The organism is Acetobacter farinalis, from assembly GCF_011516935.1.
GTDB lineage: Bacteria > Pseudomonadota > Alphaproteobacteria > Acetobacterales > Acetobacteraceae > Acetobacter > Acetobacter farinalis.
Genome location: NZ_WOTF01000001.1, coordinates 257962 through 284380, shown reverse-complemented (window position 1 = coordinate 284380; position 26419 = coordinate 257962). Strand labels below are relative to the sequence as shown.

22 protein-coding genes are annotated in these 26419 nt (G+C 63.9%); 12 read left to right on the top strand and 10 right to left on the bottom strand.

From position 1 onward, the window contains the following. Positions 1 to 86: 86 nt before the first annotated feature. From GOB82_RS01265 to GOB82_RS01255, 3 genes are all read right to left on the bottom strand, one after another. Positions 87 to 2357 (bottom strand): RNA degradosome polyphosphate kinase, encoded by a 2271-nt coding sequence (locus GOB82_RS01265; protein WP_166118626.1) that lies wholly within the window; start codon positions 2355 to 2357, stop codon positions 87 to 89. Between the two features lie 287 nt (positions 2358 to 2644). Next, positions 2645 to 4744, bottom strand: coding sequence for a S46 family peptidase (locus GOB82_RS01260; protein WP_166118623.1), 2100 nt, complete (start codon positions 4742 to 4744; stop codon positions 2645 to 2647). A gap of 157 nt (positions 4745 to 4901) precedes the next feature. Further along, entirely contained in the window at positions 4902 to 5648 is a 747-nt protein-coding gene (locus tag GOB82_RS01255) for a P-loop NTPase family protein (RefSeq protein ID WP_166118621.1), read from the bottom strand. A gap of 114 nt (positions 5649 to 5762) precedes the next feature. On the opposite strand from GOB82_RS01255, the gene purM reads away from it, so the two are divergent. The 6 genes from purM (at position 5763) to GOB82_RS01225 (ending at position 13109) form a co-directional block, all read left to right on the top strand. Further along, on the top strand, positions 5763 to 6845 hold the full coding sequence (gene purM / locus GOB82_RS01250) for a phosphoribosylformylglycinamidine cyclo-ligase (protein WP_166118618.1): 1083 nt from the start codon (positions 5763 to 5765) through the stop codon (positions 6843 to 6845). Next, positions 6842 to 7468, top strand: a complete 627-nt coding sequence (gene purN, locus GOB82_RS01245) for a phosphoribosylglycinamide formyltransferase (RefSeq protein ID WP_166118616.1) — start codon at positions 6842 to 6844, stop codon at positions 7466 to 7468. The genes purM and purN overlap by 4 nt, the downstream gene beginning before the upstream one ends. 94 nt (positions 7469 to 7562) lie before the next feature. Beyond that, positions 7563 to 8891: an RsmB/NOP family class I SAM-dependent RNA methyltransferase gene (locus tag GOB82_RS01240; RefSeq protein WP_166118613.1), complete on the top strand. Its 1329-nt coding sequence runs from the start codon at positions 7563 to 7565 to the stop codon at positions 8889 to 8891. Between the two features lie 63 nt (positions 8892 to 8954). Beyond that, on the top strand, positions 8955 to 9626 hold the full coding sequence (rpe, locus tag GOB82_RS01235) for a ribulose-phosphate 3-epimerase (RefSeq protein WP_166118611.1): 672 nt from the start codon (positions 8955 to 8957) through the stop codon (positions 9624 to 9626). A gap of 85 nt (positions 9627 to 9711) precedes the next feature. Next, entirely contained in the window at positions 9712 to 11964 is a 2253-nt protein-coding gene (locus tag GOB82_RS01230) for a heparinase II/III domain-containing protein (RefSeq protein WP_166118609.1), read from the top strand. Between the two features lie 8 nt (positions 11965 to 11972). Continuing rightward, a complete protein-coding gene (locus GOB82_RS01225; RefSeq protein ID WP_166118606.1) occupies positions 11973 to 13109 on the top strand; it encodes a glycosyltransferase in 1137 nt (378 codons plus the stop codon). Positions 13110 to 13305: 196 nt separating this feature from the next. Here the strand turns inward: GOB82_RS01225 and GOB82_RS01220 are convergent, their stop codons facing one another. The 6 genes from GOB82_RS01220 to GOB82_RS01195 form a co-directional block, all read right to left on the bottom strand. After that, complete coding sequence (locus GOB82_RS01220; protein ID WP_166118604.1) at positions 13306 to 13812, bottom strand: hypothetical protein; 507 nt, start codon at positions 13810 to 13812, stop codon at positions 13306 to 13308. 146 nt (positions 13813 to 13958) lie between these two features. Then, complete coding sequence (dnaQ, locus tag GOB82_RS01215; protein ID WP_166118601.1) at positions 13959 to 14636, bottom strand: DNA polymerase III subunit epsilon; 678 nt, start codon at positions 14634 to 14636, stop codon at positions 13959 to 13961. Then, positions 14633 to 15220, bottom strand: a complete 588-nt coding sequence (coaE, locus tag GOB82_RS01210) for a dephospho-CoA kinase (protein ID WP_166118599.1) — start codon at positions 15218 to 15220, stop codon at positions 14633 to 14635. The genes dnaQ and coaE overlap by 4 nt, the downstream gene beginning before the upstream one ends. A 114-nt stretch (positions 15221 to 15334) precedes the next feature. Then, complete coding sequence (locus GOB82_RS01205; protein ID WP_166118597.1) at positions 15335 to 16210, bottom strand: shikimate dehydrogenase; 876 nt, start codon at positions 16208 to 16210, stop codon at positions 15335 to 15337. Between the two features lie 109 nt (positions 16211 to 16319). Then, positions 16320 to 17165 (bottom strand): N-formylglutamate amidohydrolase, encoded by an 846-nt coding sequence (locus GOB82_RS01200; RefSeq protein WP_166118594.1) that lies wholly within the window; start codon positions 17163 to 17165, stop codon positions 16320 to 16322. 190 nt (positions 17166 to 17355) lie between these two features. After that, complete coding sequence (locus tag GOB82_RS01195; RefSeq protein ID WP_166118592.1) at positions 17356 to 17673, bottom strand: hypothetical protein; 318 nt, start codon at positions 17671 to 17673, stop codon at positions 17356 to 17358. A gap of 333 nt (positions 17674 to 18006) precedes the next feature. On the opposite strand from GOB82_RS01195, the gene argH reads away from it, so the two are divergent. The 6 genes from argH to GOB82_RS01165 all read left to right on the top strand — a co-directional run bounded on the left by argH (position 18007) and on the right by GOB82_RS01165 (position 25862). Continuing rightward, a complete protein-coding gene (argH, locus tag GOB82_RS01190; protein ID WP_166119633.1) occupies positions 18007 to 19413 on the top strand; it encodes an argininosuccinate lyase in 1407 nt (468 codons plus the stop codon). Then, positions 19410 to 19553 (top strand): hypothetical protein, encoded by a 144-nt coding sequence (locus GOB82_RS01185; RefSeq protein ID WP_166118589.1) that lies wholly within the window; start codon positions 19410 to 19412, stop codon positions 19551 to 19553. Before argH ends, GOB82_RS01185 begins: the two co-directional genes overlap by 4 nt. 214 nt (positions 19554 to 19767) lie before the next feature. Continuing rightward, entirely contained in the window at positions 19768 to 21111 is a 1344-nt protein-coding gene (gene lysA / locus GOB82_RS01180) for a diaminopimelate decarboxylase (protein ID WP_166118587.1), read from the top strand. Next, positions 21108 to 23951, top strand: coding sequence for a DUF4175 domain-containing protein (locus GOB82_RS01175; RefSeq protein ID WP_166118585.1), 2844 nt, complete (start codon positions 21108 to 21110; stop codon positions 23949 to 23951). Before lysA ends, GOB82_RS01175 begins: the two co-directional genes overlap by 4 nt. A gap of 89 nt (positions 23952 to 24040) precedes the next feature. Further along, positions 24041 to 25027 carry a UDP-glucose 4-epimerase GalE gene (gene galE, locus GOB82_RS01170; RefSeq protein WP_166118583.1) on the top strand — a complete coding sequence of 329 codons (987 nt, stop codon included), beginning with the start codon at positions 24041 to 24043 and terminating at the stop codon, positions 25025 to 25027. Next, a complete protein-coding gene (locus tag GOB82_RS01165) occupies positions 25017 to 25862 on the top strand; it encodes a trypsin-like serine peptidase (protein WP_166118580.1) in 846 nt (281 codons plus the stop codon). Before galE ends, GOB82_RS01165 begins: the two co-directional genes overlap by 11 nt. Positions 25863 to 26059: 197 nt before the next feature. Here GOB82_RS01165 and GOB82_RS01160 read toward each other — a convergent pair whose 3' ends face one another. Beyond that, entirely contained in the window at positions 26060 to 26389 is a 330-nt protein-coding gene (locus GOB82_RS01160; protein ID WP_166118578.1) for an ArsR/SmtB family transcription factor, read from the bottom strand. Between the last annotated feature and the right edge of the window lie 30 nt (positions 26390 to 26419).

The window sequence follows — 26419 nt, the reverse complement described above, 5'->3', positions numbered from 1 at the left end:
GGCACTCTACTCCTGAAAACCGTTCACGAAAACAGAGAACCTGCCAGAACACGGCATCCCGGTTTTTCACGCGCGCGCCACTGGGCTCAGTCGTCAAACATCAGGGTTTTCGAGGCCGGGAGGGACGCCGGCGCGCGAAGAGGCGTTTCATGCGCGGCAGACCCCCGCCCGGAGAGGGAGGGATATGTCATGAACCAGTCATGCGCGGAGAAGGGCCGGCTGCCCGGAGTGAGCCTGCGCCATGCGCCGCTGGCTTCCAGCCCCCAGGACTGGAGATTGTCCTTGAGGTTAGAGACCATGATCTGCCCCAGCATCTGCGCATGCACGGTGGGGTTGGTAACCGGCACCATGCTCTCCACCCGCCAGTCCATATTGCGTGTCATCCAGTCCGCGGAGGAGAGATAGACCTTCGCATAGCGAGACGGCAGGCGGTGGCCGTTCCCAAACGCGAAGATGCGCGAATGCTCCAGAAAGCGCCCGACAATGGATTTGATGCGGATATTTTCCGAAAGACCCGGCACCCCCGGACGCAGGCAGCAGATGCCACGGATGACACCGATAATCCGCACCCCGGCGCAGGACGCCCGATACAGGCAATCTATCAGGTCAGGGTCCACCAGCGCGTTCATTTTCAGCCAGATGGTGCCCGGACGCCCGGCTTTGACATGAGCCATTTCCTCCTCAATCAACTCCCGCAGCGTGTTGCGGGTGGTGATGGGGGAAAAGGCTATGGCCTCCATTCTGGCGGGCATGGCGTAGCCGGTTACATAATTGAACAGCCGGGCGGAATCCCGCGCCAGTTCCGGCTTGCAGGTGAAGAAGGAAAGGTCCGTATAAATACGGGCTGTGATGGGGTGATAGTTCCCCGTGCCAAAATGCGCGTAAGAGCGCACCTGCGTGCCCTCCCGCCGCACCACAAGGCTGAGCTTGGCGTGGGTCTTCAGGTCCGCAAAGCCGAACACCACCTGCACCCCGGCGGCTTCCAGCGCGCGGGAGAGGCGGATATTGGCTTCCTCATCAAACCGTGCCCGCAGTTCCACCATGGCGGTTACGGATTTCCCCGCCTCGGCCGCCTCGATCAGCGCCTTGACGATGGGGGAGTCGCGCGAGGTGCGGTAGAGTGTTTGCTTGATAGCGATCACATTCGGGTCGAGCGCTGCCTGCCGCAGGAACTGCACCACCACATCAAAGCTTTCAAACGGGTGGTGAACCAGCAGGTCCTTCGCCCGGATGGCGGCGAAACAGTCCCCGTTGAAATCCAGAATCCGTTCGGGAAAACGCGGCGTATAGGGCGGGAACAGCAGATCGGGCCGGTCATCCACAATCAGTTGCTTGAGGTCCACCACCCCGATCATGCCGGAATGGACGGCTATTTCCTCCGGCGGCAGATCCAGACCGGAGGCAATGGCATCCGCCAGTTCCGTCGGCACGCGCTTTTCCATGTCCAGATGAATCACCACGCCACGGCGGCGGCGCTTCAGCGCGCTTTCATAGGACCGGACAAGATCTTCCGCCTCATCCTCAAATTCCACATCGGTATCGCGCACCACCCGCAGCATCCCGCTCTCCCCCACCATCAGGCCGGGGAAAAGCTGGTCCATGCACAGGGTGATCAGATCTTCCAGCCGAATGAAGCGGATGGCCCGGCTGCCTGCCGCATCCCGTGCGGGCAGGCGGATAAACCGCTCAACCTGCGCAGGCAGCAGAATCAGCGCGTTCATCGCAAACGCGCCGTTTTCCACCAGAAGCAGGCGCAGGCCCAGCGCCAGACCCATATTGGGAATAAAGGGCAGCGGGTGTGCAGGATCAACCGCCAGAGGTGTGAGCACCGGAAAAACGCGGTCCATAAAGCAGGCATGCAGCCAGACGCGGTCCGCTTCATCCAGATCGGGCAGCTCACACAGAACCACATCATCTTGCGCCAGAAGATCACGCAGTTCCACCCAGATACGCTGCTGCTCACGCAGGAGCTGGGCGCAGCGTTCACGCACGGCATCAAGCTGCTGGGAGGGGGTCAGGCCATCGGGTGAAAGCGCCACCAGCCCTTCCCGCACCTGCCCGACAAGCCCCGCAACACGCACGGAATAGAACTCATCCAGATTGCTGGCGCTGATGGACAGAAAACGCAGGCGCTCCAGCAGGGGGTTTCGCGGGTTATCCGCCTCCTCCACCACGCGCTGGTTAAAGGCCAGCCAGGAGAGTTCACGGTTGATGAACCGCTCGGGCATCTCCAGCGTCATGCTTTTCTGTGAAGATTTTTTCCGGGTCCGGCCTGAGGCCGGGAGGCGTTTGCGGGCGGGCACGCTGGCACTGGCTGACTGGCCCTTTTTCTTGTCCTGCACCGTCGTCACACCCATTCTCCCTTTTTATCTTGTTCCGTTATCCGCATCAGCCCTTGCGGACAAACGGCCCTGCTTCTTGACGTCAGGCCACCACCATACTGCACAGGCATCTGGCAGGAAAAGAATGGCATATATTACGCTTTTGTGTCTGCCTTAATTGCTGAGACTCATCACGAATATGCAACAGGCCCGCAGGGCATTCCGCCCTGCGAGCCTGTTTTCTGGACCGGATATCCAGCATTCCTGCCATTCAGGCCCCGCGCCAGCCTGGCGGCGGGAGCCTGAAGACCTGACTTCAAAACTCAGAGATGACCCTGAGAAAGTTCATTGGCCAGAGGCTGATTTTTATAAACGACCTTCAGCGCTTCCATAATGGCGGCGGCATCCACCGCCACGGCGCGGTTGGTGCTTTCATCATAATAGAAGTCACCCCCCAGAGAATGGATGTTGCCATCAAAAATCAACCCCACCGCATGGCCTTGGGAATCAATCACCGGAGAGCCTGAATTGCCGCCGATAATGTCGTTGGTTGTGACAAAATCATACGGGGTCTGCATGGCAATATGCGCCTTGGCATCCAGCCACGGCTTTGTCAGCCGGAACGGGTCAGACCCGGTTGCCCGATCATACAGGCCTGAGAAATATGTAAACGCCGGAACAGCTTTCCCGTTTTCATCCCATCCCTTGACCTGCCCGAAGGAAAGGCGCTGCGTAAACGTGGCATCCGGGTAGGAGGACACACCATCCCGCGCGAAGCGGGCCTTGGCCATGGCTTCCGTTGCCTGACGGGAAGGAGCGGCCACCTCATCATCCATCTGCTTGCGCAGGGCGCGGGTTTGCGGTTCCAGACTGCGGGCCAGCACAATCATCGGATCATGCGAGGCGGCAATTGCCTGCACGCCCCCTTTCCACAGGGTCAGGCGCACCTTCGGGTCCGCCAGCTTGGTGCCCTTCACCAGCGTTTCCGCCAGATCATCCGGGGAGGCCTTGCCCAGAACCAGCTTCACCATCTCATCATCCGCGCCCAGCACCTGCCGCAGCTTGCTCAGAGAAAAGGCGAGTTCTGTTTTTTCCAGATCAGGATACACCGGAGCCGTAGAGCCAAGTTCGGCCTCCAGCGCGGGCAGTCTGGCATCATGATAGGCGGTCAGACGCTCCGCATCGGGCTTCTGGCGTTCATTGGCAGCACGCACCAGCAGTTTTGCATACTGGAACAGCTCTCCCTGAAGGCCGAAAGACCCTTCCAGCATCACATACTGTTTGAAAATACGATTTTTTACAGCCAGCGCCTGTGCGTTTTTCGCCCACGGGTCCCCATAGGTTTCCTTGCGTTTGGGGTCTGCGTTGATCCAGTCGCGCAGGTCGGCTTCGCTTTTCGCCTTGGCCTCCAGCAGCTTCGGGTCGGACAGAACAGCCACACGCCCGCGATAGACTTTCAGGCTGTTCTCAATCCCGAAAACACGTTCCTGCGCTTCCTGACGGTGCGCGGCACTTTCCCGGCTATACTGCCACAGGGCACCATCCAGCGCGGAATAATTATCCAGAATGAACGGCACCATCACGTTTCTGGAAAATTCCAGATCAGCCAGAGGCACTTCGCGTTCCGTTGACCCCGGATTACCGGAGGTGAACACAAGCTGCCCCTCTTTCGGCCCGGCGGCATCAAACGGCAGGAACGCCTCAACCCGCGCGGGCTTCCCGTTTTCGTAAACACGCAGGAACGCCATATCCAGATCATAACGCGGGAAATTGAAGTTATCCGGGTCTCCCCCGAAAAACGCCGCGTTCTGGTCCGGTGCCATCACCATGCGGACATCCTGATACCGGCGATACCGATACAGCGCCGTGCGCCCGCCGTGATACAGGCTGATCACATCGCAGCGCCATTTCTTGGCGTCATCCCCTGCGCATTCCTTCTCAATCGCACTTTCCTCAGCCTGACGCGCTGTGGTGTAGGCTGCGCCGTCCTTGCCGCGCAGGGCCTGCTGCATGCGGTCTGTCACATCGGTAATGCGGTCAAGCTGGTCCAGCTCCATGGCAGGGCAGCGCTGCTCATCCGCCGGAGTTTTCGCGCTGTAGCCATCCTGAAAGTAGTTTTTCCCTTTCCCTGAAAGCTGCTGAAGGCATTCGTTCGCGCAGTGGTGGTTTGTCATCACCAGCCCGTCCGCAGAAACGAACGAGGCCGAACAGCCCAGCGCCAGACGGGCCGAAGCCTTGGTCACGCGCTCTGTCCAGGCGGGGGTGGGGGTAAAGCCGTAGCGCTGCTTCATGAGGTCCACAGGCAGGTGGTCCATGGTCCACATGCCTTCATCCGCATGTGCGAACGGAATAGGAGGCAGAAGCACCGGAGCACAGGCCAGCACGGCCAGAGGAAGAAGGGAACGCTTGAAGAAGCCGCTCATGATGTAGAAATCACCTTCAGGTTAGGTGTTACACTATAACAAAAAGACAGCGCACAGTGACCCAGATGCGCCCGCGGAGCAAGACTGATAAAGGCGGTTATCAGACCCTTTATCAGACCCGGCCCCTCCGCCAGCTCTCCCGCCCGGCATACGGCCTCTAAGGAGCCTCTTCCGCCAGCAGGGCTTCCAGCACGCTGGCCGCCAGCGCCCGTGTCACTTTTTCGCCCGAGGCCAGCGCCGTCTGATCCAGCCGGGCGGCCATTTCCCGAATCGCGCCTGCGTTCCGGGGCAGCCGCCGCAGCACCCATTCTGTCACCGGTTGGGCTACCACCATCTGCCGTTCCGCCAGCAGACGCAAAAACAATCGTCTCAGCAAGTCTTCTTCCGCCTGCCCGATCGGCACGGAGGCCGTGGCCCGCAGGCGGCTGGCCAGATCGGGCAGGCGCACCGGCCACCGCGCCGGGGCCGCCCGCCCGGCCATGAGCAGGGCCATCCGCCGCTCCCGCACCAGATTGACCAGATGCAGCAGGTCCGCCTCTTCCCGCACCCTGTCCGCATTATCCAGCGCCAGAGCGCGAAATCCGCCCTCACTGAACAGGTCCGCCACATCCCGCTCATTCAGGCGGCTGCCTTCCACCACAGGCGCGCCATGCCGCGCCGCCCAGACGGAGAGCAGATGCGTCTTGCCTGTTCCACCTTCCCCCCACAGGGCCATGCGGCCTTCCGGCCAGCGCCAGACGGCTTCCGCATCCAGCACCCAGCCACGGGCCGCGGCATTGGAAGGGGCCGCAACAAAATCCGACCGCCCGAATCGGGGGCGGTAGGCGAATGGCAGGGCGATCTGCCCGGAGGTGCCGCCCTCCACTCCCTCCGCCGCCTGCCGTGCGGCTTCATTTGTTTCCATATTCCGTTTCATGCCGCTTTGCGTGTTGCTTCACCTGCCGTAAAGACTGTCCTCAGGGATTCCTACCCTACCCGATCCGTTACATCGACCCCTTTCAGACCAAGAGCACCCGTCATGACGTCTTCTTCCAATTCTTCCTCTTCCCGCCTCACTTATCGGGATTCCGGCGTGGACATCGAAGCAGGAGAAGCCCTGATTGACGCGATCAAACCCGCCGCCAAGGCCACGGATCGCCCCGGCACCATGGGCGGGCTTGGCGGATTCGGCGCGCTGTTCGACCTGAAGGCCGCAGGCTTTAAAGACCCCGTTCTGGTCTCCTGCACCGATGGTGTCGGCACCAAGCTGACACTGGCCATTGAAACCGGCCTGCATGAAACCGTGGGGATCGATCTGGTTGCCATGTGCGTGAACGACCTGATTGTTCAGGGGGCCGAGCCACTTTTCTTCCTGGATTATTTCGCCACGGGCCGCCTCTCTGTTGAAAGCGCCGCCAAGGTTGTGCGCGGCATCGCGCAGGGTTGTGAACAGTCCGGCTGCGCTCTGGTGGGCGGTGAGACAGCGGAAATGCCGGGCATGTATGCGGACGGGCATTATGATCTGGCCGGGTTCTCCGTCGGCGCGGCGGAACGCTCCGCCCTGCTGCCCGCAGGCATTGCGGAAGGCGATACGCTGATTGCCCTGCCCTCCAGCGGTGTGCATTCCAACGGCTATTCTCTGGTGCGCCGTATTGTGGCCGATGCCCATCTGGCATGGACAGACCCGGCTGCCTTCGCACCGGGCAAAAATCTGGGTGAAGCCCTGCTCACGCCCACAAAGCTCTATGTACGCACGGTGCTGGACCTGCACCGCGCGGGCCTGCTGCATGCCGCAGCCCACATTACCGGTGGCGGCCTGCCGGGCAACCTGCCCCGCATTCTGCCCGAAGGGCTGGATGCCGTGATTGACCGGACATGGCCGGTGCCGCCGGTGTTCAACTGGCTGGCCCGCACGGGCGATGTCGCCAATGAGGAAATGCTGCGCGTGTTCAACTGCGGCGTGGGCATGGTGCTGATCACCCCCAAACCGGACGATGTTCTCGCCCGCCTGAAAGATCTGGGGGAAGAAGGCACCGTGATCGGCCATATCGCCAAAGCGGCGGACGCCACAGCCAAGCCCGGCCTGACCATGGTAGCCTCCCCGGATTTTCACGCAGCATGAGCGAGACGCCTAAAACCCCGGTTGCCATTCTGCTCAGCGGCCGGGGCAGTAACGCCACGGCACTGATCGAAGCCTGCAAACAGCCGGATTTCCCCGCCCGTATCTGCCTTGTGCTGAGCAACAAGCCGGACGCGCCGGGGCTGGATATGGCCCGCGCCGCAGGGCTCAGGACACAGGCGATTGATCATCGCCCATTCAAGAAAGACCGCGAGGCGCACGAACGCGCCGTGCATGCGGCTCTGCAGGACGCCGGTGCGCAGGCCGTGTGTCTGGCAGGCTACATGCGGCTGCTCACCCCGTTTCTCACCACGCAGTGGGCCGGGAAAATGCTGAACATCCACCCCAGCCTGCTGCCGCTCTTCCCCGGCCTGCATACGCATGAGCGGGCGCTGGAAGCTGGGGTGCGCATTCATGGCTGCACCGTGCATCTGGTTACGGAAGGTATGGATGAAGGCCCCATTCTGGGGCAGGCGGCCGTGCCGGTTCTGCCGGGGGACACAACCGAGGCGCTCGGCGCACGGGTGCTCCGGCAGGAACACCGGCTCTATCCGGATGTGCTGCGCCGGTATCTGGACAAGAGCGCCGCCCCCACCCCGGCGGATGCCGCCCTGCTGGTTGCCTGATGCACCTGACCTGATCTTCCGGCAGGCCCCGCCTGCCGCTCCACCCCCCGCCACCTTTTGGCCTGACCAGATTGCCTGAACAGATAGTGAGTTGATGACAGCAGAACCCCGCCGCCCCCGTAATACCAGACGCAGTGCATCCCGCAGGGAGAACGCCCCCCAGCCTGCCGACCCCACGCGGGATGTTGCGTTTGATATTCTCTGCGGCGTGGTGGAACACCGGCGCATGCTGGAAAACAGCCTCTCCCGCTCCGCCAATGAGCATGAGGCCCCCGTGCGGGACCGCGCCGCGGCCCACCGTCTGGCAGCGGCCACACTGCGGCATATGGGCACGCTGCGCACTGTGCTTGAACCCTTCCTGCGCAAGGAACCCCCGGAGCCTGTGCGCGTGGCGCTGATGATGGGCTGCGCACAACTGCTGTTTCTTGAAACGCCGCCGCACGCTGCAGTCGGCACCACGGTTTCCCTGCTGCGCCGCCGCAAGCTTGCTCCCTTCGCCGGTCTGGCCAATGCCGTGCTGCGCAAGGTGGCTGATCAGGGCCCGGCCCTGCTGGAGGGGCTGGATCAGGCCCGCCTGAACGTGCCCTCATGGCTGTGGAGCTCCTGGAACGTGCTGGGCAAGGGAACCGCGCGCGCCATTGCAGAAGGTATCAGCCACGAGGCACCGCTCGATATCACCCTGCGCCCCGGTGCCGCTGCCCCTGAAGGCGGCGTGCTCCTGCCCAACGGGTCCATCCGCCTGCCTGCGGGCACCCGCGTGGCCGAGCTTCCGGGCTATGAGGACGGCGCGTTCTGGGTGCAGGATGCGGCCGCCACCCTGCCTGCCCGCCTGCTGGCGGCCCAGCCGGGCGAGCGCGTGGCTGATCTGTGCGCCGCCCCCGGCGGAAAAACCGCACAGCTTGCCGCCGCCGGCGCGGATGTGACGGCTGTGGAGCAGAATGCCGCCCGCATGCTGCGCCTGAAAGAAAACATGGCGCGGCTGGCCTACCCTGTGCACACCGTGCAGGACGATGCCACCACATGGAAGCCCGAGGCGCTGTTTGACGCCATTCTGCTGGACGCCCCCTGCTCCGCCACGGGCACAGCGCGCCGCCACCCCGATGTGCTGTGGGTCAAACGCCCCCGGGATGTCACAGCGCTGACAGCCGGGCAGGACCAGCTTCTGGCCGCGGCAAAATCCATGCTCCGCCCCGGCGGCAGGCTGATTTACGCCGTGTGCTCCCTGCAGGAGGAAGAAGGTCCGGCCCGCGCCCGCGCGGCACAGGAAATGGGCTTGATTCCCTCCCCCTTCACGCCGAAAGAACTCTCCTTCCTGCCGCAGGCGCTCACACCGGAAGGCTGGCTGCGCACCCATCCCGGCATGTGGCTGGATGAAGGCAGCATGGACGGATTTTTCGCCGCCCGCTTCATCCTGCCTGCGTAATAATACCGCCAAGCCACCTCTCCAGAGTTGCGTCGGGCGGCGGGATTGCGGATAACAGCTGTTATGCGCCCTGTAACACGCCCCCTTATTGCTCCGAGCCTCCTTGCCGCTGACTTCGCCCGTCTGGGGGAAGAAGTGGAGGCTATTGCCAAGGCCGGAGCAGACTGGCTCCATCTGGATGTGATGGATGGGCATTTTGTGCCCAACATTTCCTTCGGCCCGCAGGTTGTCAAAGCCCTGCGGCCCTACAGCACGCTGCCGTTTGACGTGCATCTGATGATTGAGCCCGCAGACCCGTATCTGGAAGCCTTCGCCAAGGCCGGGGCGGACCATATCCTGATCCATATCGAGGCCGGGCCGCATTCCCACCGCTCGCTCCAGATCATCCGCGCACTGGGGGCCAAGCCCGGCATTGTGCTGTGCCCGGCTACCCCGCCTGAAGCGGTGAGCGAAATTCTGGACATGGTGGACATCATTCTGGTCATGACCGTGAACCCCGGCTTTGGCGGCCAGAAGTTCCTGACCAGCCAGCTCTCCAAAATCCGCCGCCTGCGGGAGATGATCACGGAAAGTGGCCGCTCCATCCGTCTGGCTGTGGATGGGGGAATAGACCCGCAGACGGCACCGCTGGCGCTGGACGCTGGCGCAGATGTGCTCATAGCCGGGAGCGCCATTTACGCCCAGCCGGACTATGCTGCGGCAATCGAGGCTCTGCGCCCCCCTGTTCTGGCGTGAGTCTTCAGTCCCTTTCCTTCAGAACAGGTTTCTTCCGCCGCTAACAGACATCATTTCACCCCATTTTCGGAGCACCCCCTGCCTGATGCCCCTGCGCCGCTGGACCCGTGATGCCCGTCTGACCTTTGCCATGCGTAACCCGCTGGGCGGTTTTAGCCGTGTGCCTGCCGCACCGGCCCTGACATTACGAGACCTCTGGCCGGGGAACCCCATGGTCGGGGAACGGCTGGTGCGGAACCAGAGTGTGTTTGAAGGCACCGTGCGCCCCCTGCACCACCTCCAGTGGGACAGCCCCGGTTGGCCCGATGCCTACCGGCGCTGGTTGCAAGGCTTTACCTGGCTGCGCGACCTGCGTGAACTGGGTGCGGAATCGGCCCGCATCAAGGCCCGCAGCATGGTGGCCACATGGATCAGCCAGCCCGCGCCGGACCGCCCGGTGGCAGATCCTTCCATTACCGGAACCCGTCTGGCCGCATGGCTCTCCTATTACGAATTTTTCGCAGCCGCGGCGGATGATGATTTCCGGCAGAACCTGATGGCCGCGCTGATCATGGAAGCCCGCTCCATCATGGCGCTCATGCCGGAGGCCGCACAGGGCTGGCGCGCTCTTGCCGCTCTCAAGGGCCTGCTGGCCGTGGCCGTGGCCATTCCGGACCATCAGGAATTTCTCTCCCGCTATCTCAGGCTGATTGATCAGGAGATCGAGCAGCAGTTTCTGGCCGATGGCAGCCACATTACCCGGTGCCCGGAAGACCAGTTTCAGGCCGTGCGGGAACTGGCGGAAATGCTCAGCATTCTCCAGACCGCCCGCCTGCCGCTGCCCACCCGCCTGATGGAAGCGGCAGACCGCGCCGCCCCGGCCCTGCGCGCGATGCGCCATGGAGATGGCGGGCTGATGCTGTTCAATGGCAGCCGGGAGCGTGACCCGCAGTTGATTGAACAGGTGCTCACCCGCGCCTCCCGCAGCCGCGTGGTGGCCTCCAGCCTGCCGGAAAGCGGCTATATGCGCCTGACAAGCGGGCGCACCATGCTGTTTGCCGATGCCGCAGGCCCAGCCCCCGCCGGATATGACAGGACGGCTCATGCGGGCATGCTCTCCTTTGAATTTTCATCCGGCCGGCAGCGGATTATTGTGAATTGCGGTGCCAGTACCCAGCGCGCCTGGGCCGAGGCCCTGCATGTCCCGGCCGCCCATTCCGTGCTGGAGATGGGGGGTGCCGGCCCCCTCCGGCGGGACCAGAACGGCACTATTCTCCGCAGGCCCACCGTCACACGGGCACATGCCTCGCAGGATGGCGCACACTGGCTGCATATGACGCATGATGGCTACACACCTCAGGGCGGGGGCGTGTATTCCCGCCAGATCTATCTGGGGAAAGATGGCCAGACCCTGCGCGGGGAAGATGCCTTGCAAGGCACGGACACCCGTAATTTCTGCGTGCGGTTTCACCTGCACCCCGAGATCACGGTGGAGGAAATCGCCCACGGCTTTCTGCTCTATACGCAGGAAGAAAGCTGGCTGTTTCAGGCCAACGTTCCCGCCTGTGTGGAAGACAGCATCTATCTGGGCAGCGGGCAGCCTGTGCCCTCCCTCCAGATTGTTCTCTACCCGCCAGACCCACCGGCAGAGCCGGAAGCTGATCCTGCCGCGGAAGCCGAGGAGGATGCCGAACGCGACCTCTACACCGAAGCCGATGCGGAGGCTGAAGCCGCTTCACACGCCATGCAGGACTATGGAGAGGGCAGCCCGTATCCTTCTGAACAGCCTGCGGAAGACAACGCCCCATACTCCCCCGACATGCCTCAGCCACAGGACCAGCACCGGACCGAGGGCGCCGAGGCCGGGTATGACAGCTCCTCCGCCCCCGGATATCATGACCCTGCCTCCGGCCTGCCTTACCCGGAAGAGGAAGCCGGGCACACGGCTCCCTCCGGGCCATCTGCGCCACACGCTCACGAAGAAGACGCCTTTGAGCCTTTGCTGCGTGATGCCCCCCCTGCTGATAGCTGGCCCTATCAGACCGCAGGCTCCGCGCAGGCGGATATGGCCGCACGACCCAGCCAGCCGGAACAGGCCGCGCCCACCATGGCGCAGGCCCTGTTTGCCGAGCACGAGCCCTCTGCCGGACAGCACCCCACCCACCAGACTCCACCCGGTCAATCGGCGCAGGGTCAGGTGAGGTCTGGTGAGGCAGGCCCTGCTCACGCCGCGTCTGGTCAGGCCGCAGCAGGCCGCCCCGCCTCTGGCGCGGCATCCAAAACCACACCGGAGGCCGGGCCTCCGCCCAAGCCTGCCATGCGGCCGGTTCGCTGGGCCTTAACCCTGATGACCGAGTAAGGCCGGGCGTGAAAATTCTTGAAATCACGAACGTCGATTTTTCACTGAACCACTTCCTTCTGCCCCTGATGCACGCCCTGCGTGACGAGGGGCACGAGGTCGTAGGGGTCTGTGCCGATGGTCCGCTGGTCGCGCAGCCCCGCCGGGACGGCTTCCGGGTGGAAACGCTGCCGTTCGCACGCTCCTTTTCCCCACCGGCACAGATACGGGCGTTTTGTGCGCTGGTCCGGCTCATCCGGCGGGAAAAGCCCGATATGGTGCATGCCCATATGCCCATCAGCGGTATTCTGGCCCGGCTGGCGGCCAGACTGTGTGGCGTGCCGCGTATTGCCTACACCTGCCATGGCTTTCTGTTCAATCAGCCCGGCTCCCTCTTGCGGCGCGGGCTGGCGCTGGTGCTGGAAGTGCTCTGCGGGCGCATCACGGATGTGTATCTCACCGTCTCGAGCGAGGAAGCACAGGATGCCCGGCTGCTGCACATCGCCCGCAACCCCATTGCCATTGGCAATGGGCGGGACAGCACCCGCTTCCGGCCAGACCCAGCCGCCCGTGCCCGTATCCGGCAGGAGCTGGGCACGGCGGAAGAGACTCCCGTGATTGTCGTGGTCTCCCGGCTGGTGCGGCACAAAGGGTATCCGGAACTGCTGGAGGCCATGCGCCTTGTGCCCGATGCCGAACTCTGGGTGGTGGGAGAACGCCTGACCTCAGACCACGGGGCCACGCTGGATGCCTGCTTTACGGAAGCACAGGCCCATCTTGGCGCACGGCTGAAATGTCTGGGCTACCGGGCGGATACCCCAGCCGTTCTGGCTGCGGCCGATATTTTCACGCTGCCCAGCCATTTTGAAGGGCTGCCCATGTCCATTATCGAAGCGATGATGACTGGCCTGCCGGTGGTCAGCACCGATATCAGCGGCCCGCGTGAACAGGTTATCTCTGGGGAAACCGGATTCCTGGTGCCCCCCGCCACCGTCGCGCCTCTGGCGGAGGCACTGCTGCGACTGGTGCAGGATGCTCCCCTGCGCGCGCAGATGGGACAGGCGGGACGCAGCCGCGCCCTTGCTCTTTTTGAAGAGACACAGAGTATTCAGAAAACCGTCAGGCTGCTCACCGCCACCAGCCCCAACGCCGCGCACACCCTGTAACCATCAGGCATCAGGCATCAGGCATCAGGCATCAGGCATCAGGCATCAGGCATCAGGCATCAGGCACATTCTCACGCGGGCAGGCACATCCGTCCAGCGCGCTGAGGCAGCAGATGTCGGGGGGCTTTGCACCGAGCACCGAGCCCCTACCCCCGTCATCCCGTGCGCAAGACACCGGATGACGCGCGCAAAGTCCTTACTGTGCGGCTACGCCTGCTTTTGCGCTGTCACCGCTCTTGGCGGCGGCCTGATCAGGCTTGTTGAGCATGCGAATGGTCAAGCGTGAGGGAGAGGCCGCGATGCGCGCGCCGCCCCGCGTGTAATCCAGACGGATCCGCACGCCGTTATCATTTTCCATGAGCTGGCCGCTCACACCCCGGCCCACCGTGGCCTCGCCCGAGAGCGCCCAGAATGTGCCCGGAAAATCTTCAATCCGCTGGAGATTATAAACCTTGCCGACACTATCCCCGGAGGAATAGCCCACAGCCGCGGCGGAGGCACCGCTCACAGAGAAGGGGTAGGTGCGGCCGCCATAAGTCAGAACCCCGTGGCCCCACGTATATCCGACACCCAGATCAGCCGAGCTTGTGTGAAATGTAACCGTACCCGTGACTGGCCCAAGTACAGTCTGGGCGCAGGCTGTAAGAGACCATACACCGCAAAGGGCCAGGGCAGTCGCAATGTGAAGGGATGCAGAGCGCATCAAAAGGCTCCTTGCTTCAGGATGGCGGCCGCCAAAGTCCGGGGGATCCAGATGCAGCGCTTTTTCGTCTTGCCATGTTTCACCGAAAGAAGAAACACGGCAAGCCCACAAAGACCGTACCCTTGTTAAAAAGTTTTTCCTTTTTTCTACTCGGCCTTCCACACCGCGTCCTTCAGTTTTTCCACAAAAGCGCCGTGCCGCACCAGTTCATCCTGCGTGGGCTCCACGCGCACCGCGCGGCGGTTTACCGGGCCTTCATACATCACGGACGGGCCGTGGCTACCATCAGCCATCAGCCCCAGCCCGTGCTGGCGGCCGCCCATAAGCTCCACATACACATCAGCCAGCAGCTTGCAGTCCAGCAGCGCGTTATGGGTGGTTCGGGCAGAAAGATCGATCCCGAAGCGGCGGCACAGCGCATCAAGGCTGTTGGGCATGCCGGGAAAGCGCTCCCGCGCCATATCCAGCGTGTCCACCATGCGGGCCATGTCCAGCGGCTGCCGCCCTGCCCGCTTGAGTTCCGCGTTCAGGAACCCGAAATCGAACCGGGCATTATGGGCTATAAGCTGATCATCCCCGATGAACCCCAGAAATTCATCCACAATCTCGGCAAACTTAGGCTTCCCCTCAAGGTCCGCCGCCGTAAAGCCATGCACGCGGGAGGCCTCTTCCGGCACATCCCGTTCCGGGTCAATCAGCACACGGAAGCTCCGGCCTGTTGGCAGGTCACTCACCAGCTCCAGAGCGGCAATCTCAATCACCCTGTCCCCAGTCGCCGGGTCCAGCCCCGTGGTTTCCGTATCAAACAGGATGGATCGTTTCATGCCTTCAGCGCCTTGATCAGAGAGCGGACCTGCCGCTGTGTTGCTCCCAGAGAAACCCCGGTGTCTATCACCGTATCCGCCAGCCGTCTCTTCATGGCATCAGGCATCTGCCGGGCTATCAGCCGCCGGGCTTCCGCCCTGGGCAACCCGCGCCGCCGCGCCACCCGCTCGGCCTGCACACGGGCCGGGGCGGAAACCACCAGAACCTGATCACACACCCGCTGCCCGCCTGTTTCAAACAAGAGCGGAATATCCAGCAGCACACACCGCGCGCCCTGCCGCCGGTTCCGCGCCAGAAAGACAGTCCGCGCGGCCCGCACCATAGGGTGCAGAATGGCCTCAAGCTGGCGCAGCAGGCCCGGCTGCTCAAGCACGGCGCGCCTCAAGACTCCCCTGTCCAGATGCCCGGCTGTTACAGCCTGCGGCACCAGCTCCGCAATGCGCCCGAGGGCCGCACCATGGTCGGCCTGAAGCTGGCGGACAACGGCATCCGCATCAAACACGGGAATACCGGCCTGCCGGAACATGGCGGCCACGGTGCTTTTCCCCATGCCCATGCCCCCTGTCAGCCCGACGACCTTCATCTGCGGTTTCTATCCTTCATGGTTCCGTGTGGTGAACGTACCTGCGCAAACCGCGCAGGCGGAGTGGAACTTCAAAGCACATCCGCGCACCATTTGTCTCAAAAACCGGGAAGCTCAGAAGCTGGCTGTCACGCTCGCTTCTGTTTCCGCATCCACCTCCGGGTCCTGCCCGAACCATTCACGAAACCCGAGCCGCGCCTGATGCAGCAGCATACCAAGCCCCCCCAGCGTTTTCAGTCCGCGCTGTTCCGCCTCGGCCAGCAGGGGCGTCAGGCGTGGCACATACACAATATCCGCAACCACAAGATGCCGGGCGGCGGCTTTCAGGGAGGGGCGGAACATCGGGTCCGGCCCGCCCTCCATGCCGAGAGACGTGGTGTTCACCAGCAGGTCATACGCCCCCAGCCCGGCCTCCCACGCAGCCCAGGGCACCGCCTCCAGCCCCGGCAGAACCTCCGCAAGGCTCTCTGCCCGCGCCGGCGTGCGGTTGGTAACGGCAACATGCAGCCCCCGGTCCTGCAACGCCGCGGCGACAGACCGCGCCGCCCCTCCGGCCCCCAGCAGCAGCGCACGGCCAGACGCCGGAAGCGTAAGGCCTTTGGCATCCATGCTGGCCACAAAGCCATCACCGTCCGTCGAAAGCCCCCGAATCCGGCCATCCTCTTCAAAAACCAGCGTATTCACCGCGCCAGCCCGCCGGGCGGACGGGTCCAGATCATCCGCCAGCGCACAGGCGGCTTCCTTGTGCGGGATGGTGACATTCGCCCCCCGGAACCCGGCAGCCTGCAGCCCGCGCACCGCGGTTTCAAACTGCTCCGGCCGCACCGGCAGCGGCACATACGCGCCATCAATCCCATACCGCCGCAGCCAGTAGTTATGCAGCGCGGGGGAACGGGAGTGCGAGACAGGCCAGCCCAGCACCCCGGCCAGACGCGCCTTGCCCGTAATACGTTGGCACGGTGCTGAAGCGGACTCGGGTTTCTTGGTCATGCTGTTTCTCTGGTTCTCATTCTCTGAATTCTCGGGTCTTCCAACTCTCGGCGGCCCCGAAGCCTGAACGCCCGGCTCCGGGCCGCTCAAACCGGGCACGGCGTGGCTCTCAACCGTGCGCCTGCCCCTGTGTGTGGGCTGCCTCCGCCCCTGCAGCATTGCAGGAATTCCCGCCCGTCTGCCCACTGCCATGGGTGGCACAAAACAGCGCCCAGGCTTCCGGCAGCAACCGCGCCAGACGCTCCGCCCACGCTTTCTGCCCTTCCTCCCCGGCAATCAGATCCTGCCGGATTTCAATTTCCAGATGCGGAATCTGCCGTTTTTCACCGTGGAGCGGAATGGTGTAGTCTGACGTATCTGTCAGCGCATATGGCTCATTATCCCCCACTGTCAGGCCCTCGGCCCGCAGCAGATCAAGCATGATATGGGCCAGACGCGAATCATGATTATGCAGAATGCCCGCATGCCACGGGCGTTTGACCCCCCGCATTTCCGGGGTGAAGCTGTGCAGCGCCACCACCACCGTCGGGCGGCCAGCCTGAAGGCGGGCGTCCAGCTCCTGCGTGATGCGGGCGTGATAGGGATGCAGGATGGACTCATGCCGCCGGGCAATCTGCTCGGGTGTCAGTCCTTCATTGGCAGGGACAGGCGTGCCGTCACTCACCGTCACGATGGAGGTCGGGTGGCCGGGGGCGCGGTTACAATCAATCACCAGCCGGGAATAAACCTGCTCGATCAGCACCGCAGGCAGCAGGGCCGCCAGATGCCGCCCCACACCGTCAATCCCGATATCCCAGCCGATGTGGCGCGCACGGTCCGCCGCACTCACGCCCAGATCCCCCAGATCAGGCGGCACGGCACGGCCGGCATGATCACTCACCAGCACAAACGGCCCGCCCTGATCTGTTCCATAGACAGCAAAGCTTGACGCTGCTTCCGCGTTTCTGCCCGTCATCCTGCGCCCTTCATCCCCCTGTTACCCGCGCCATCTTTGGAGCTGGTCACTTTAACCACCCGGCTCTGCGCGCATCATTCAGGCATTCCTGCCTGAAACGCAAAAGGCCGCCACGGGCACAGCCGGGCAGACAAAGGCTAACCGGCTGTGCCCGTCCGGCGCTCCGGCTCTACGCCAGAGATCCTGTGCCTTACGCTTTGTCTGAAGAGACGATAATCCCGGCTTCATCCGCCTTGGCCCGCACCTGACCGGCATCATCCCCCGTCAGGCCTTCTTCATCCAGCCCGGAGTCTGTCAGGTCATACACCAGATAGACGGGGTCCGTGCCTTCAAGCGAGTCTTCACCACCCAGATCATAGGAGCGCGCGGCCACATAGTCAGCGCCACGCATTTTCTCTTCCGTTTTCTTCACGGCTTCAATCGGGCTGGCGGCCCTCAGCACTTCCAGCAGCGCGTTCGGGCCGGGATCAATCACGCCATAGCTGGTGAGCTTGCCTGATACACTCATACTCTTGAACTCCTGTTTCTCTTTCTAAAAGATAGGGATGTTCCGGGCTGACGAAAAGCCTTGCCGCACAGCAGGGCAGCCACGCCCCCGCAACAGTGCAGGAAAAACGCTCCTGCTGCGCCCTCATGGTTTGCGCCATGGCGCGTGCATCAGTAGGGTGCCGCCTTGCACGCTGCATCGGGGGGCCTGACCCGCCGGATGCGGTATACGGATAACCAAGGATACGGGTTGGGGCATGACATGTCTCTGAGCAGCACGAACACCAACAGCACGGACACCGGCAGCGCGAACACCGCCCCCAAAGCGGAAACCCGGCCAAAGGCCGATGCCAACATGCAGTGGGGTGGCCGTTTTGCCGGTGGCCCCTCCCAGATCATGCAGGCCATCAATGCCTCCATCGGGTTTGATAAAGCCATGTGGAAGCAGGACATTGCGGGCTCTCTCGCCCATGCGGCCATGCTGGCCCATACCGGCATTATCTCCGCTGAAGATGAAGCCGCCATCCGCGCGGGCCTGACGGCCATCGGGCAGGATATTGAAGCAGGCCGCTTTGAATTTTCCGAGGCGCTGGAAGATATTCACATGAATATCGAAGCCCGCCTGTCCGAACGGATTGGTGAGCCCGGCAAACGGCTGCACACCGCCCGCTCCCGGAATGATCAGGTTGCAACGGACTTCCGCCTGTGGACGCGGGACGCGCTGGACGGGCTGGACCAGCAGGTGGCCTCCCTCATGCGCGCCCTCGCCCATCGGGCGGAAGAGCATGCGTTTGACCCGATGCCCGGCTTTACCCATCTGCAGACAGCCCAGCCCGTGACCTTCGGCCACCACCTGATGGCCTATGTGGAAATGCTGGCGCGGGACCGCGGCCGTCTGGCGGACACGCGCAAACGCCTGAACGAATGCCCGCTGGGCTCTGCCGCCCTTGCTGGTACGTCCTTCCCCATCGACCGGAAAATGACAGCCAGCACACTGGGTTTTGACCGCCCGACCGCCAACTCGCTCGATTCCGTATCAGACCGGGATTTCGCGCTGGAATATCTCTCGGCCCTCTCCATTATGGCCATGCACCTCTCCCGTCTGGCGGAAGAGATTGTCATCTGGTGTTCCTCGCCGTTTTCCTTCATCCGGCTGTCCGATGCCTTCACCACCGGCTCTTCCATCATGCCGCAGAAGCGCAACCCGGATGCCGCCGAACTGGTCCGCGCCAAAACAGGCCGCGTGAACGGCAGTCTTGTCGGCCTGCTGACGGTGATGAAAGGCCTGCCGCTGGCCTACGCCAAGGACATGCAGGAAGACAAGGAACCGGTTTTTGCCGCAACCGATGCCGCCGCCCTCTCTCTTGCGGCGTGTGATGGCATGATCCGGGACATGACTGCCAACACCGAGCGGATGCGCGCGCTGGCCGGGTCAGGCTTCTCCACCGCCACGGATATTGCGGACTGGCTGGTACGGGTGCTGAAGGTGCCATTCCGCACAGCACACCATGTTACGGGCCGCCTTGTGGCGAAGGCCGAAGAAAAAGGCGTGGATCTGGCGGATCTTTCTCTGGCAGACATGCAGGCGGAAGAACCCGGCATTACGGAAGACATCTATTCCGTGCTGACGGTGGAAGCCTCCATTGCCTCCCGCACCAGTGAGGGCGGCACGGCAGGCAGCAATGTGCAGCGTGAAGCCCGCCGGTGGCTTACCGCACTGAATGCCGAACCGTGCGCCCAAAGCAAAGGAACCCCGGCATGACACTCCGCCTGACCCTCAGTTTTCTGGCGCTGGTTCTGCTGGCCCTGCCGCTGGCCGCCTGCGGCAAGAAGGGCTCGCCCCACGCGCCGGGGCCGCAGGATAAAATCACCTTCCCGCAGACCTATCCGCCAGCAGACTAAGTCCGGGCGAATCAGGCTCGGCAGATCAGGCCCGACACACGCCCCAAAGCCCCGCCGCGCACCCTGCCCCACAGGGGGCGGCGGGTGCTGGCATGAAGGGTGGCAATGTGTCAGGCAGGCGGTATAACAGAACCAGAGAGGCTCCGGGCCAGGCAGACACCGCCCTGCCCTGTGGTACCGGAGCAGTATGTGATTTCAAGGCTCAAAACGCCCCATGGCCGACGCGACACCGTTTCTTGACCCGGACCCCTCCGTAGCCGAGCTGCTGGCCAGCCACCCATCCCTGAAGATGGACCCGCTGTGCGGCCTGATGCTGGACGGTGTGGCGCTGAACGCCATTGCCGATGCCGTGGGCACACCCTGCTGGGTAATGGGCGGTGATACGTTGCGCACACGCGTGCGCCGCATGCAGCAGGCCATGCGGGATGCCGGGCTGAATGTTTCCCTGCATTATGCGGTGAAAGCCAATGATCATCTGGCCGTGCTTTCCCTTCTGCGTGAGGAAGGGGCCGGGGCGGATATTGTCAGCGGCGGAGAACTCGCCCGCGCCCTGAAGGCGGGCATAGCCCCCGCGCACATCGTTTTTTCCGGCGTGGGCAAAACGGATGCGGAGCTGGAGCGCGCCATTGGTCTGGGCATCGGGCAGATCAATGTGGAAAGTGCTGAAGAGCTGGACATTATTTCCAGTATCGCCAGCAGGCTGGGCACCCGGGCCACCATCACGCTGCGCGTCAATCCGGATGTGGATGCCGGAACCCATGCCAAAATCACCACCGGGCTGGCCGCCAACAAGTTCGGCATTCCCTATGACCATGCCGCCGCCCTTTATGCCCGCGCCGCCAGCCTGCCGGGCATTCGGGCCGTTGGATTTGCCACCCATATCGGCAGCCAGATTCTCTCCGTCGCCCCCTATCGCGCCGCATATGCCCGCATTGCTGATCTGGTGCGGACTGTCCGCGCCGCAGGCCAGACGGTCGAGGTGGTGGATTGCGGCGGTGGTCTTGGTATTTCCTATCGCACGGAACCCGAAGGCCAGCCGGAAGCTCTGGCCGGAGCCATGAAAGCCGAGCTTGGCGGGCTGGACGTGCGTCTGGCCATTGAGCCGGGGCGCTGGCTGGCAGCCCCCGCCGGGCTGCTGCTCAGCAGCGTGATCCTCAACAAGGCCCGTGGGAACGAAGCCCCCTTCCTTGTGCTGGACGCCGCCATGAATGACCTGCTGCGCCCCAGCATGTATGATGCCTGGCATGGTATTGTTCCCCTCAGCCCGCATGTGGCCACCCTGCCCGCAGGCCCGGCCCATGTGGTTGGCCCGGTATGTGAAAGCGGAGATACGTTCGCTCGTGACCGCCACCTACCCCCCATGCAGCGCGGGGCGCGTGTGGCCATTCTGGACACCGGGGCCTATGGCGCGGTGATGAGTTCCACCTACAACAGCCGCCCTCTGGCGGCGGAAGTGCTGGTGGAGGATGGCACATGGCACGTCATCCGCCCCCGCCAGTCGCTTGAAGCCCTGTGGCAGGGGGAAACTGTGCCCGCCCACCTGGCCGGGACCGCATGAGCCCGGCAGATCTGAAACAGGATCTGGCCTCCTCCACTGCGGGGGGAGGCTCTCTGGCGGCACGGCTGGCTACCGTCCGCCAGCATGCCGCTTTTGTGCTGCATATCGAACAGCTTTGGCCTGCTCTCCAGCCCACACTCGGCCTGTTGGGCCTCTATGCGGTGGCAGGGCTGCTGCGCCTGCCCCAGCATCTGCCGGACGGGCTGCGCCTTGTGCTTGTGGCCGGGTGGCTCAGCCTGTGCGGCTGGCGGCTGCATACTGACCTCTCCCGCCTGAACGCCCCCACACCGGAAGCGGTGGACCGCCGCATTGAGCATGCCTCCGGCCTGCAGAACCGCCCGCTCGCAACACTGACAGACCACCCGGCAGGAGCGCGGAAAGGGGCGGCCCAGCCCCTGTGGCAGGCGCACCAGCAGCGCGTGCTGGCCTCTCTGGGTGCATTGCGGGCCGGGTGGCCCCACCTTCTGCCCGCCAGCCCCGTGCGGCGATGGGCCGCCGTAGCCCTGCTGGCAGCCTGCCTCGGCACCGGTGTAATGGCGGGCACCTCCGCTCCCGGCCGAATTCTGGCCGCCTTCATTCCGGGGCGGGATGACCCCGATGTACCGATGGCGCATGTGGAAGCATGGATCACCCCTCCGGCTTATGCGCCCGAAGCCCCGGTGTTTCTCAGCCCGAATGCGCCGCCGCCCTCCGTGCCGGAGGGCGCGAAACTGACGGTTATTGTCACCGGCCTGTCCTCTCACCCTGTCCTGCGCAGTGCGAACGGGCTGGTGATGCAGGATGAAACCCGCCAGACACTGGACCCGCAGAGCTGGAAGGTGGATGTCACACTCCAGCATAGCGGTGTGGTGCGCGTGGCCGGGCGCGGGCGCACCCTCGCCCGCTGGCCGATTACGGTGGTGCCCGACACCCTTCCCACTGTTGCATGGGGGCCATCCCCCGGTGCGGACAAGGTAGACTGGCGCACCCGCCTGCCGTGGGAGGCCGCGCATGCCTACGGGCTGGCATCGCTCTCCGTGCAGATGCATCTGGTGCATCCGGGGCGCGGGCCTGCCCGCACGCTCACGGTGCCGCTGCCTCTCAGCGGGCACCCCAAATCCACCAAGGGCGTGATAACGCCCGACCTTTCAGAAGACCCCTGGGCGGGGGAAGAAGTCACGGCCCGTGTCGTGGCCACCTCTGTCAGCGGGCATGAGGGGCAGAGCGCGCCCGTTACCTTCCGGCTGGGGGCGCGCGTATTCCACTCCCCCGTGGCCCGGGCCGTGCTGGACCTGCGCAAACGCTTTGCACTGGGGCGTGAAAGCCGGAGTGACACCGCAACGGAGCTTGCCGCGCTTGGTGAAACACCCGGTCCGGTCACTGAACACACGGGTATGTTCCTCGCCCTGACCAGCCTTGTCGCCATGCTGGATAACAAGGATGTGGATACGGACACAGCCCGCGCCAGCGCCACCAACCTGCTGTGGGATCTGGCTCTGGATATTGAAGACCGCCGCAAGGGGGATGATGCCAGCGCGCAGGCCTCTCTCGATGTCCGCGCGGCGCAGGCCGCCGTGGCCCAGCAATTGCGCCATATGCGCGAGAGTGGCCAGCACACGCAGGAAGAGCGGGAAGAGCTGGAAGCCCGGCTGAAAACCCTGAAGGAGGCCATTGCCCGCAAGATGCAGGCTCTGGCCGCGCAGGCCCTGCGGGACCATACGGCCATTCCTGATCTGCCCGGCTTTTCCAGAGCGGGAGATAAAGCCTTCTCCCGCCTGATGCAGCAGATGCAGCGCGATGCCGCCAACGGCCATTCCGCCGATGCGCTGGAACGCCTGCAGCAAATGGAAGACGCCACCGAGCGCATGCGTAACGCCACGCCACAGGACATGGCCGCCATGGCGCAGCAGATGATTGCGCAACAGAAAGCCCGTGAGCAGGCCGCCGCCCTGCGGGACCTGACAGGCAAGCAGACCTCCCTGCTGGACCACGCCCAGTCCCGTCTGGATGAAACGCTTCGGGCGCAGTCCCGCCAGCAGAACGCGATGGACGATGAAGACGCTGACGGCGATGACAATTACGGCGCCATGTCCACCCCTGAACTGCTGCGCAGGCTGGGCCTGCCCCTCCCCCCCGGCGCGGACCAGAATGCGCCGCCTGCCCCTCCTCCGCCTCCGGGCGCGGCCTCCCCTGACCAGCCTCCCCCGCTGGACCCGGCCAAGGCTGAAGCACAGGCCGCCGCACGGCGGACGGACCGCGCCACCCAGCACGCCCTGAGCCGCGCGCTGGACGAGCTGAAAGATGAATTCAAGGAACTGACAGGCAAAGCCCCTGCGGCGTTTGCCGATGCGCAGAAAAGCATGCAGGACGCCCGCAAGGCTCTGGCGGATGGGGATGACGCCGCCGCCGCCACTGCGGAAGAAAAAGCTCTGGAAGCCCTGAGCAAAGGCCGCCAGCAGATGCAGGACACCATGAAGGGTAACGGCAGGAGCGCCACCCCCAGCTTCCTGCCTGCCTTTGGCGGCAACAGCGGTGGCCAGTCCGGCAGCCCGCAGGACGGCGCGCAGGGGGACTCCTCGCAAGGGCAGGACAGCGCGGACGATGGGGATGACGGTAACACCCCCACTGATGACGCGGATGAAACCGGTGGCCGGGACAAAAGCCACGACAAGCGTGACCCGCTGGGCCGCCGCATGGGCGAAGGGGGAGATCAGGCCCCGGATGACGGCACGCATATCCCTGATAACGTGGCCCGCCAGCGCGCCCGCGAGATCGAGCAGGAACTCCGCCGCCGCGATTCAGATCGCACTCGCCCCCAGCAGGAACTGGACTATCTGGACCGCCTGCTCAAACCCTTCTGAATCAGGAAAAACCCTGCCCCGGCCTTGCACCGGGCCGCCTGAACGCTCTAGGGTCTCGTCCATCTTTTACTGGATGAGTATCAGCTTTCATGGCTCGTTTTCTTGTGACCGGTGGCGCCGGATATGTCGGCAGCCACGTTGTTCTTGCCCTTCTGGACGATGGGCATGACGTTGTGGTGTTTGACAGCCTGCGCACGGGCCATCGCGCTGCGGTGCCGGAAGGGGCACACTTCATCCATGGAGATCTGGCTGATCTGGAATGCCTGAACCGCGTTCTGGCCGATGGCCCGTGGGATGGCGTGCTGCATTTTGCCGCCCTTTCACTGGTGGGAGAGAGCATGCAGGACCCCATGCTCTATATGTCCGCCAATGCGGGCATCGGGTTCGGGTTGATTGATGCCTGCGTGCGCCACGGCGTAAAGCGCTTTGTGTTCTCCTCCACGGCGGCCCTGTTCGGCTCCGCCGGAGATGCGCCCATCAGCGAGGATACGCCCGTTGACCCCGGCTCTCCCTATGGTGAGAGCAAATACATGGTGGAACGCGCCCTGTACTGGGCAGACCGTATCCACGGGCTGAAAAGCGCATGCCTGCGCTACTTCAACGCAGCCGGGGCCGACCCCGCAGGCCGCGCGGGCGAAGACCACCGCCCGGAAACGCATCTGATCCCGCTGGTGATTGATGCCGCTCTGAAGCGCCGCCCGGCCCTGACACTGTTCGGGCAGGATTACCCCACGCCGGATGGCACCTGCATCCGGGATTATGTGCATGTGACAGACCTTGCGCGGGCACATCTGGCCGTTCTGCCGCTGCTGAACGAAAAGAGCGTGACTTTCAACGTGGGCACCGGGCGCGGTAACTCCAACCGGGAAATCATTGAAAGCGTGGCCCGTGTAACCGGGCTTGAGGTGCCGTGGCAGGCGGGTGACCGCCGCCCGGGTGACCCGGCCTGCCTCGTTGCAAGCCCGGCCCGCCTGATGGCCGCCACAGGCTGGGCACCGGAATTCACGGATATTGACCGCATTGTGCAAACCGCCTTTGCATGGCGCGAAAACCACCCACAAGGTTATGCAGACTAAGCGGCCCGCCCGTTTCTTCGCCCTGCGGGCGGGTGGCTCTTTTCTGAAGAGCCGCCTGAGCGCAGGCGCACTTGCCCTCGCGGCCGGGGTCGGCCTTACGCTTCCCCCGCACCCTGCTGCAGCCGTCGGGCCGGACTACCGCACACATCTGGCCGGGGTCACCCCCTTTGCGGACCCACGGCAGCGTGTCTCCACCGCCCGCCCTCCGTGGTCCGCCATCGGGCGGGTGCAGACAGAGCTTGGCTCACGCTGCACCGGCTTCCTGATCAGCCCCGTGCTGGTGGAAACCGCCGCGCACTGCCTCTGGCTGGCCCACCCCCAGCGCTTCATTCAGCCGGGCAGCGTGCATTTCCTGCGCGCCTACAGTGGTGACAGCTTTACCGCACATGCCCGTGTTGTCCGCTTTATTGTGCCGCCCGACTACTCACCCAATCGGGAAACCCAGAGCGCCGGGCTGGACCACGCCACCCTTGTGCTGGACCACCCCGTGGCCCGCCCGGATGAGGTCTTTCACATCACCACAACACCAGAGGACATCAAGCCCGGCATGGCCGCGATACTGGGGGGATATGAGCAGAATATGCCCGATGTCATCACGGCGGATCTGCACTGCCACATGACGGGCCTGACACAGGACGGCACAGGCAACCTCCTGCTCTCACATGACTGCGCGGGAACCCATGGCAGCAGCGGTGCGCCCCTGCTCTATCAGAACGCATCAGGCTGGCATGTGCTGGGCGTGCAGGTTCTGGCCAACACGGCCCATGCGGGCGGCAAGGCCGTGCCCCTGCTCGCACTCCCGAACGCCGTGCCCGCTCAGGCGGGAACACAGTAACGCAGGAACACGGGCGTGTCGGGGGCGCGGCATCCGCCCTGCCTCGTCTGCCAGTGCGGGTAATCCCCGCCTGTCGCCCGGCCAGCCTGTCACTGTCTGCTGCCTGTCACTGCCTGACTGTAACTATCTGCCTGTAACTATCTGGCTGGAACTGCCCGACTGTATCCGCTTGGCCGTTTCGCGCGGCCGCCCCAGCCTCACTCCGCGCCCTGACACTCCGCACTGTGGGCCGCAGCGGCAAGAATCGTGTCCAGAAGGCCGGGAAAGCGGGATTCGAGTTCAGCATTCCGCAGGCTGTTCATGTGCAACACGCCTTCCACCACGGTGCGCACCAATCCTGCTTTTCTCAGCACATTGAAATGATGTGACACAGAGGATTTCGGCCGGTTGCCCTGCAAGGGGGCGCACGGCTGAGGCTGCAAAACCGCGAGTTTCTGCACAATGGAGAGCCTATACGGGTCTGACAGCGCATGCAGGATGGTGGTCAGCAGGAATGCTTCTGCCGGGGGGTGCTCGTACTGCTTCATGCGGGGTCTCTGCTCATTGCCTCTTGCATC

What these genes read in the sequence shown, in the direction of transcription:
- GOB82_RS01265 (WP_166118626.1), bottom strand. Translation starts at nt 2,357, where the DNA reads ATGGGTGTGACGACGGTGCAGGACAAGAAAAAGGGCCAGTCAGCCAGT.
- GOB82_RS01260 (WP_166118623.1), bottom strand. Translation starts at nt 4,744, where the DNA reads ATGAGCGGCTTCTTCAAGCGTTCCCTTCTTCCTCTGGCCGTGCTGGCC.
- GOB82_RS01255 (WP_166118621.1), bottom strand. Translation starts at nt 5,648, where the DNA reads ATGGAAACAAATGAAGCCGCACGGCAGGCGGCGGAGGGAGTGGAGGGC.
- purM (WP_166118618.1), top strand. Translation starts at nt 5,763, where the DNA reads ATGACGTCTTCTTCCAATTCTTCCTCTTCCCGCCTCACTTATCGGGAT.
- purN (WP_166118616.1), top strand. Translation starts at nt 6,842, where the DNA reads ATGAGCGAGACGCCTAAAACCCCGGTTGCCATTCTGCTCAGCGGCCGG.
- GOB82_RS01240 (WP_166118613.1), top strand. Translation starts at nt 7,563, where the DNA reads ATGACAGCAGAACCCCGCCGCCCCCGTAATACCAGACGCAGTGCATCC.
- rpe (WP_166118611.1), top strand. Translation starts at nt 8,955, where the DNA reads ATGCGCCCTGTAACACGCCCCCTTATTGCTCCGAGCCTCCTTGCCGCT.
- GOB82_RS01230 (WP_166118609.1), top strand. Translation starts at nt 9,712, where the DNA reads ATGCCCCTGCGCCGCTGGACCCGTGATGCCCGTCTGACCTTTGCCATG.
- GOB82_RS01220 (WP_166118604.1), bottom strand. Translation starts at nt 13,812, where the DNA reads ATGCGCTCTGCATCCCTTCACATTGCGACTGCCCTGGCCCTTTGCGGT.
- dnaQ (WP_166118601.1), bottom strand. Translation starts at nt 14,636, where the DNA reads ATGAAACGATCCATCCTGTTTGATACGGAAACCACGGGGCTGGACCCG.
- coaE (WP_166118599.1), bottom strand. Translation starts at nt 15,220, where the DNA reads ATGAAGGTCGTCGGGCTGACAGGGGGCATGGGCATGGGGAAAAGCACC.
- GOB82_RS01205 (WP_166118597.1), bottom strand. Translation starts at nt 16,210, where the DNA reads ATGACCAAGAAACCCGAGTCCGCTTCAGCACCGTGCCAACGTATTACG.
- GOB82_RS01200 (WP_166118594.1), bottom strand. Translation starts at nt 17,165, where the DNA reads ATGACGGGCAGAAACGCGGAAGCAGCGTCAAGCTTTGCTGTCTATGGA.
- GOB82_RS01195 (WP_166118592.1), bottom strand. Translation starts at nt 17,673, where the DNA reads ATGAGTGTATCAGGCAAGCTCACCAGCTATGGCGTGATTGATCCCGGC.
- argH (WP_166119633.1), top strand. Translation starts at nt 18,007, where the DNA reads ATGCAGTGGGGTGGCCGTTTTGCCGGTGGCCCCTCCCAGATCATGCAG.
- GOB82_RS01185 (WP_166118589.1), top strand. Translation starts at nt 19,410, where the DNA reads ATGACACTCCGCCTGACCCTCAGTTTTCTGGCGCTGGTTCTGCTGGCC.
- lysA (WP_166118587.1), top strand. Translation starts at nt 19,768, where the DNA reads ATGGCCGACGCGACACCGTTTCTTGACCCGGACCCCTCCGTAGCCGAG.
- GOB82_RS01175 (WP_166118585.1), top strand. Translation starts at nt 21,108, where the DNA reads ATGAGCCCGGCAGATCTGAAACAGGATCTGGCCTCCTCCACTGCGGGG.
- galE (WP_166118583.1), top strand. Translation starts at nt 24,041, where the DNA reads ATGGCTCGTTTTCTTGTGACCGGTGGCGCCGGATATGTCGGCAGCCAC.
- GOB82_RS01165 (WP_166118580.1), top strand. Translation starts at nt 25,017, where the DNA reads ATGCAGACTAAGCGGCCCGCCCGTTTCTTCGCCCTGCGGGCGGGTGGC.
- GOB82_RS01160 (WP_166118578.1), bottom strand. Translation starts at nt 26,389, where the DNA reads ATGAAGCAGTACGAGCACCCCCCGGCAGAAGCATTCCTGCTGACCACC.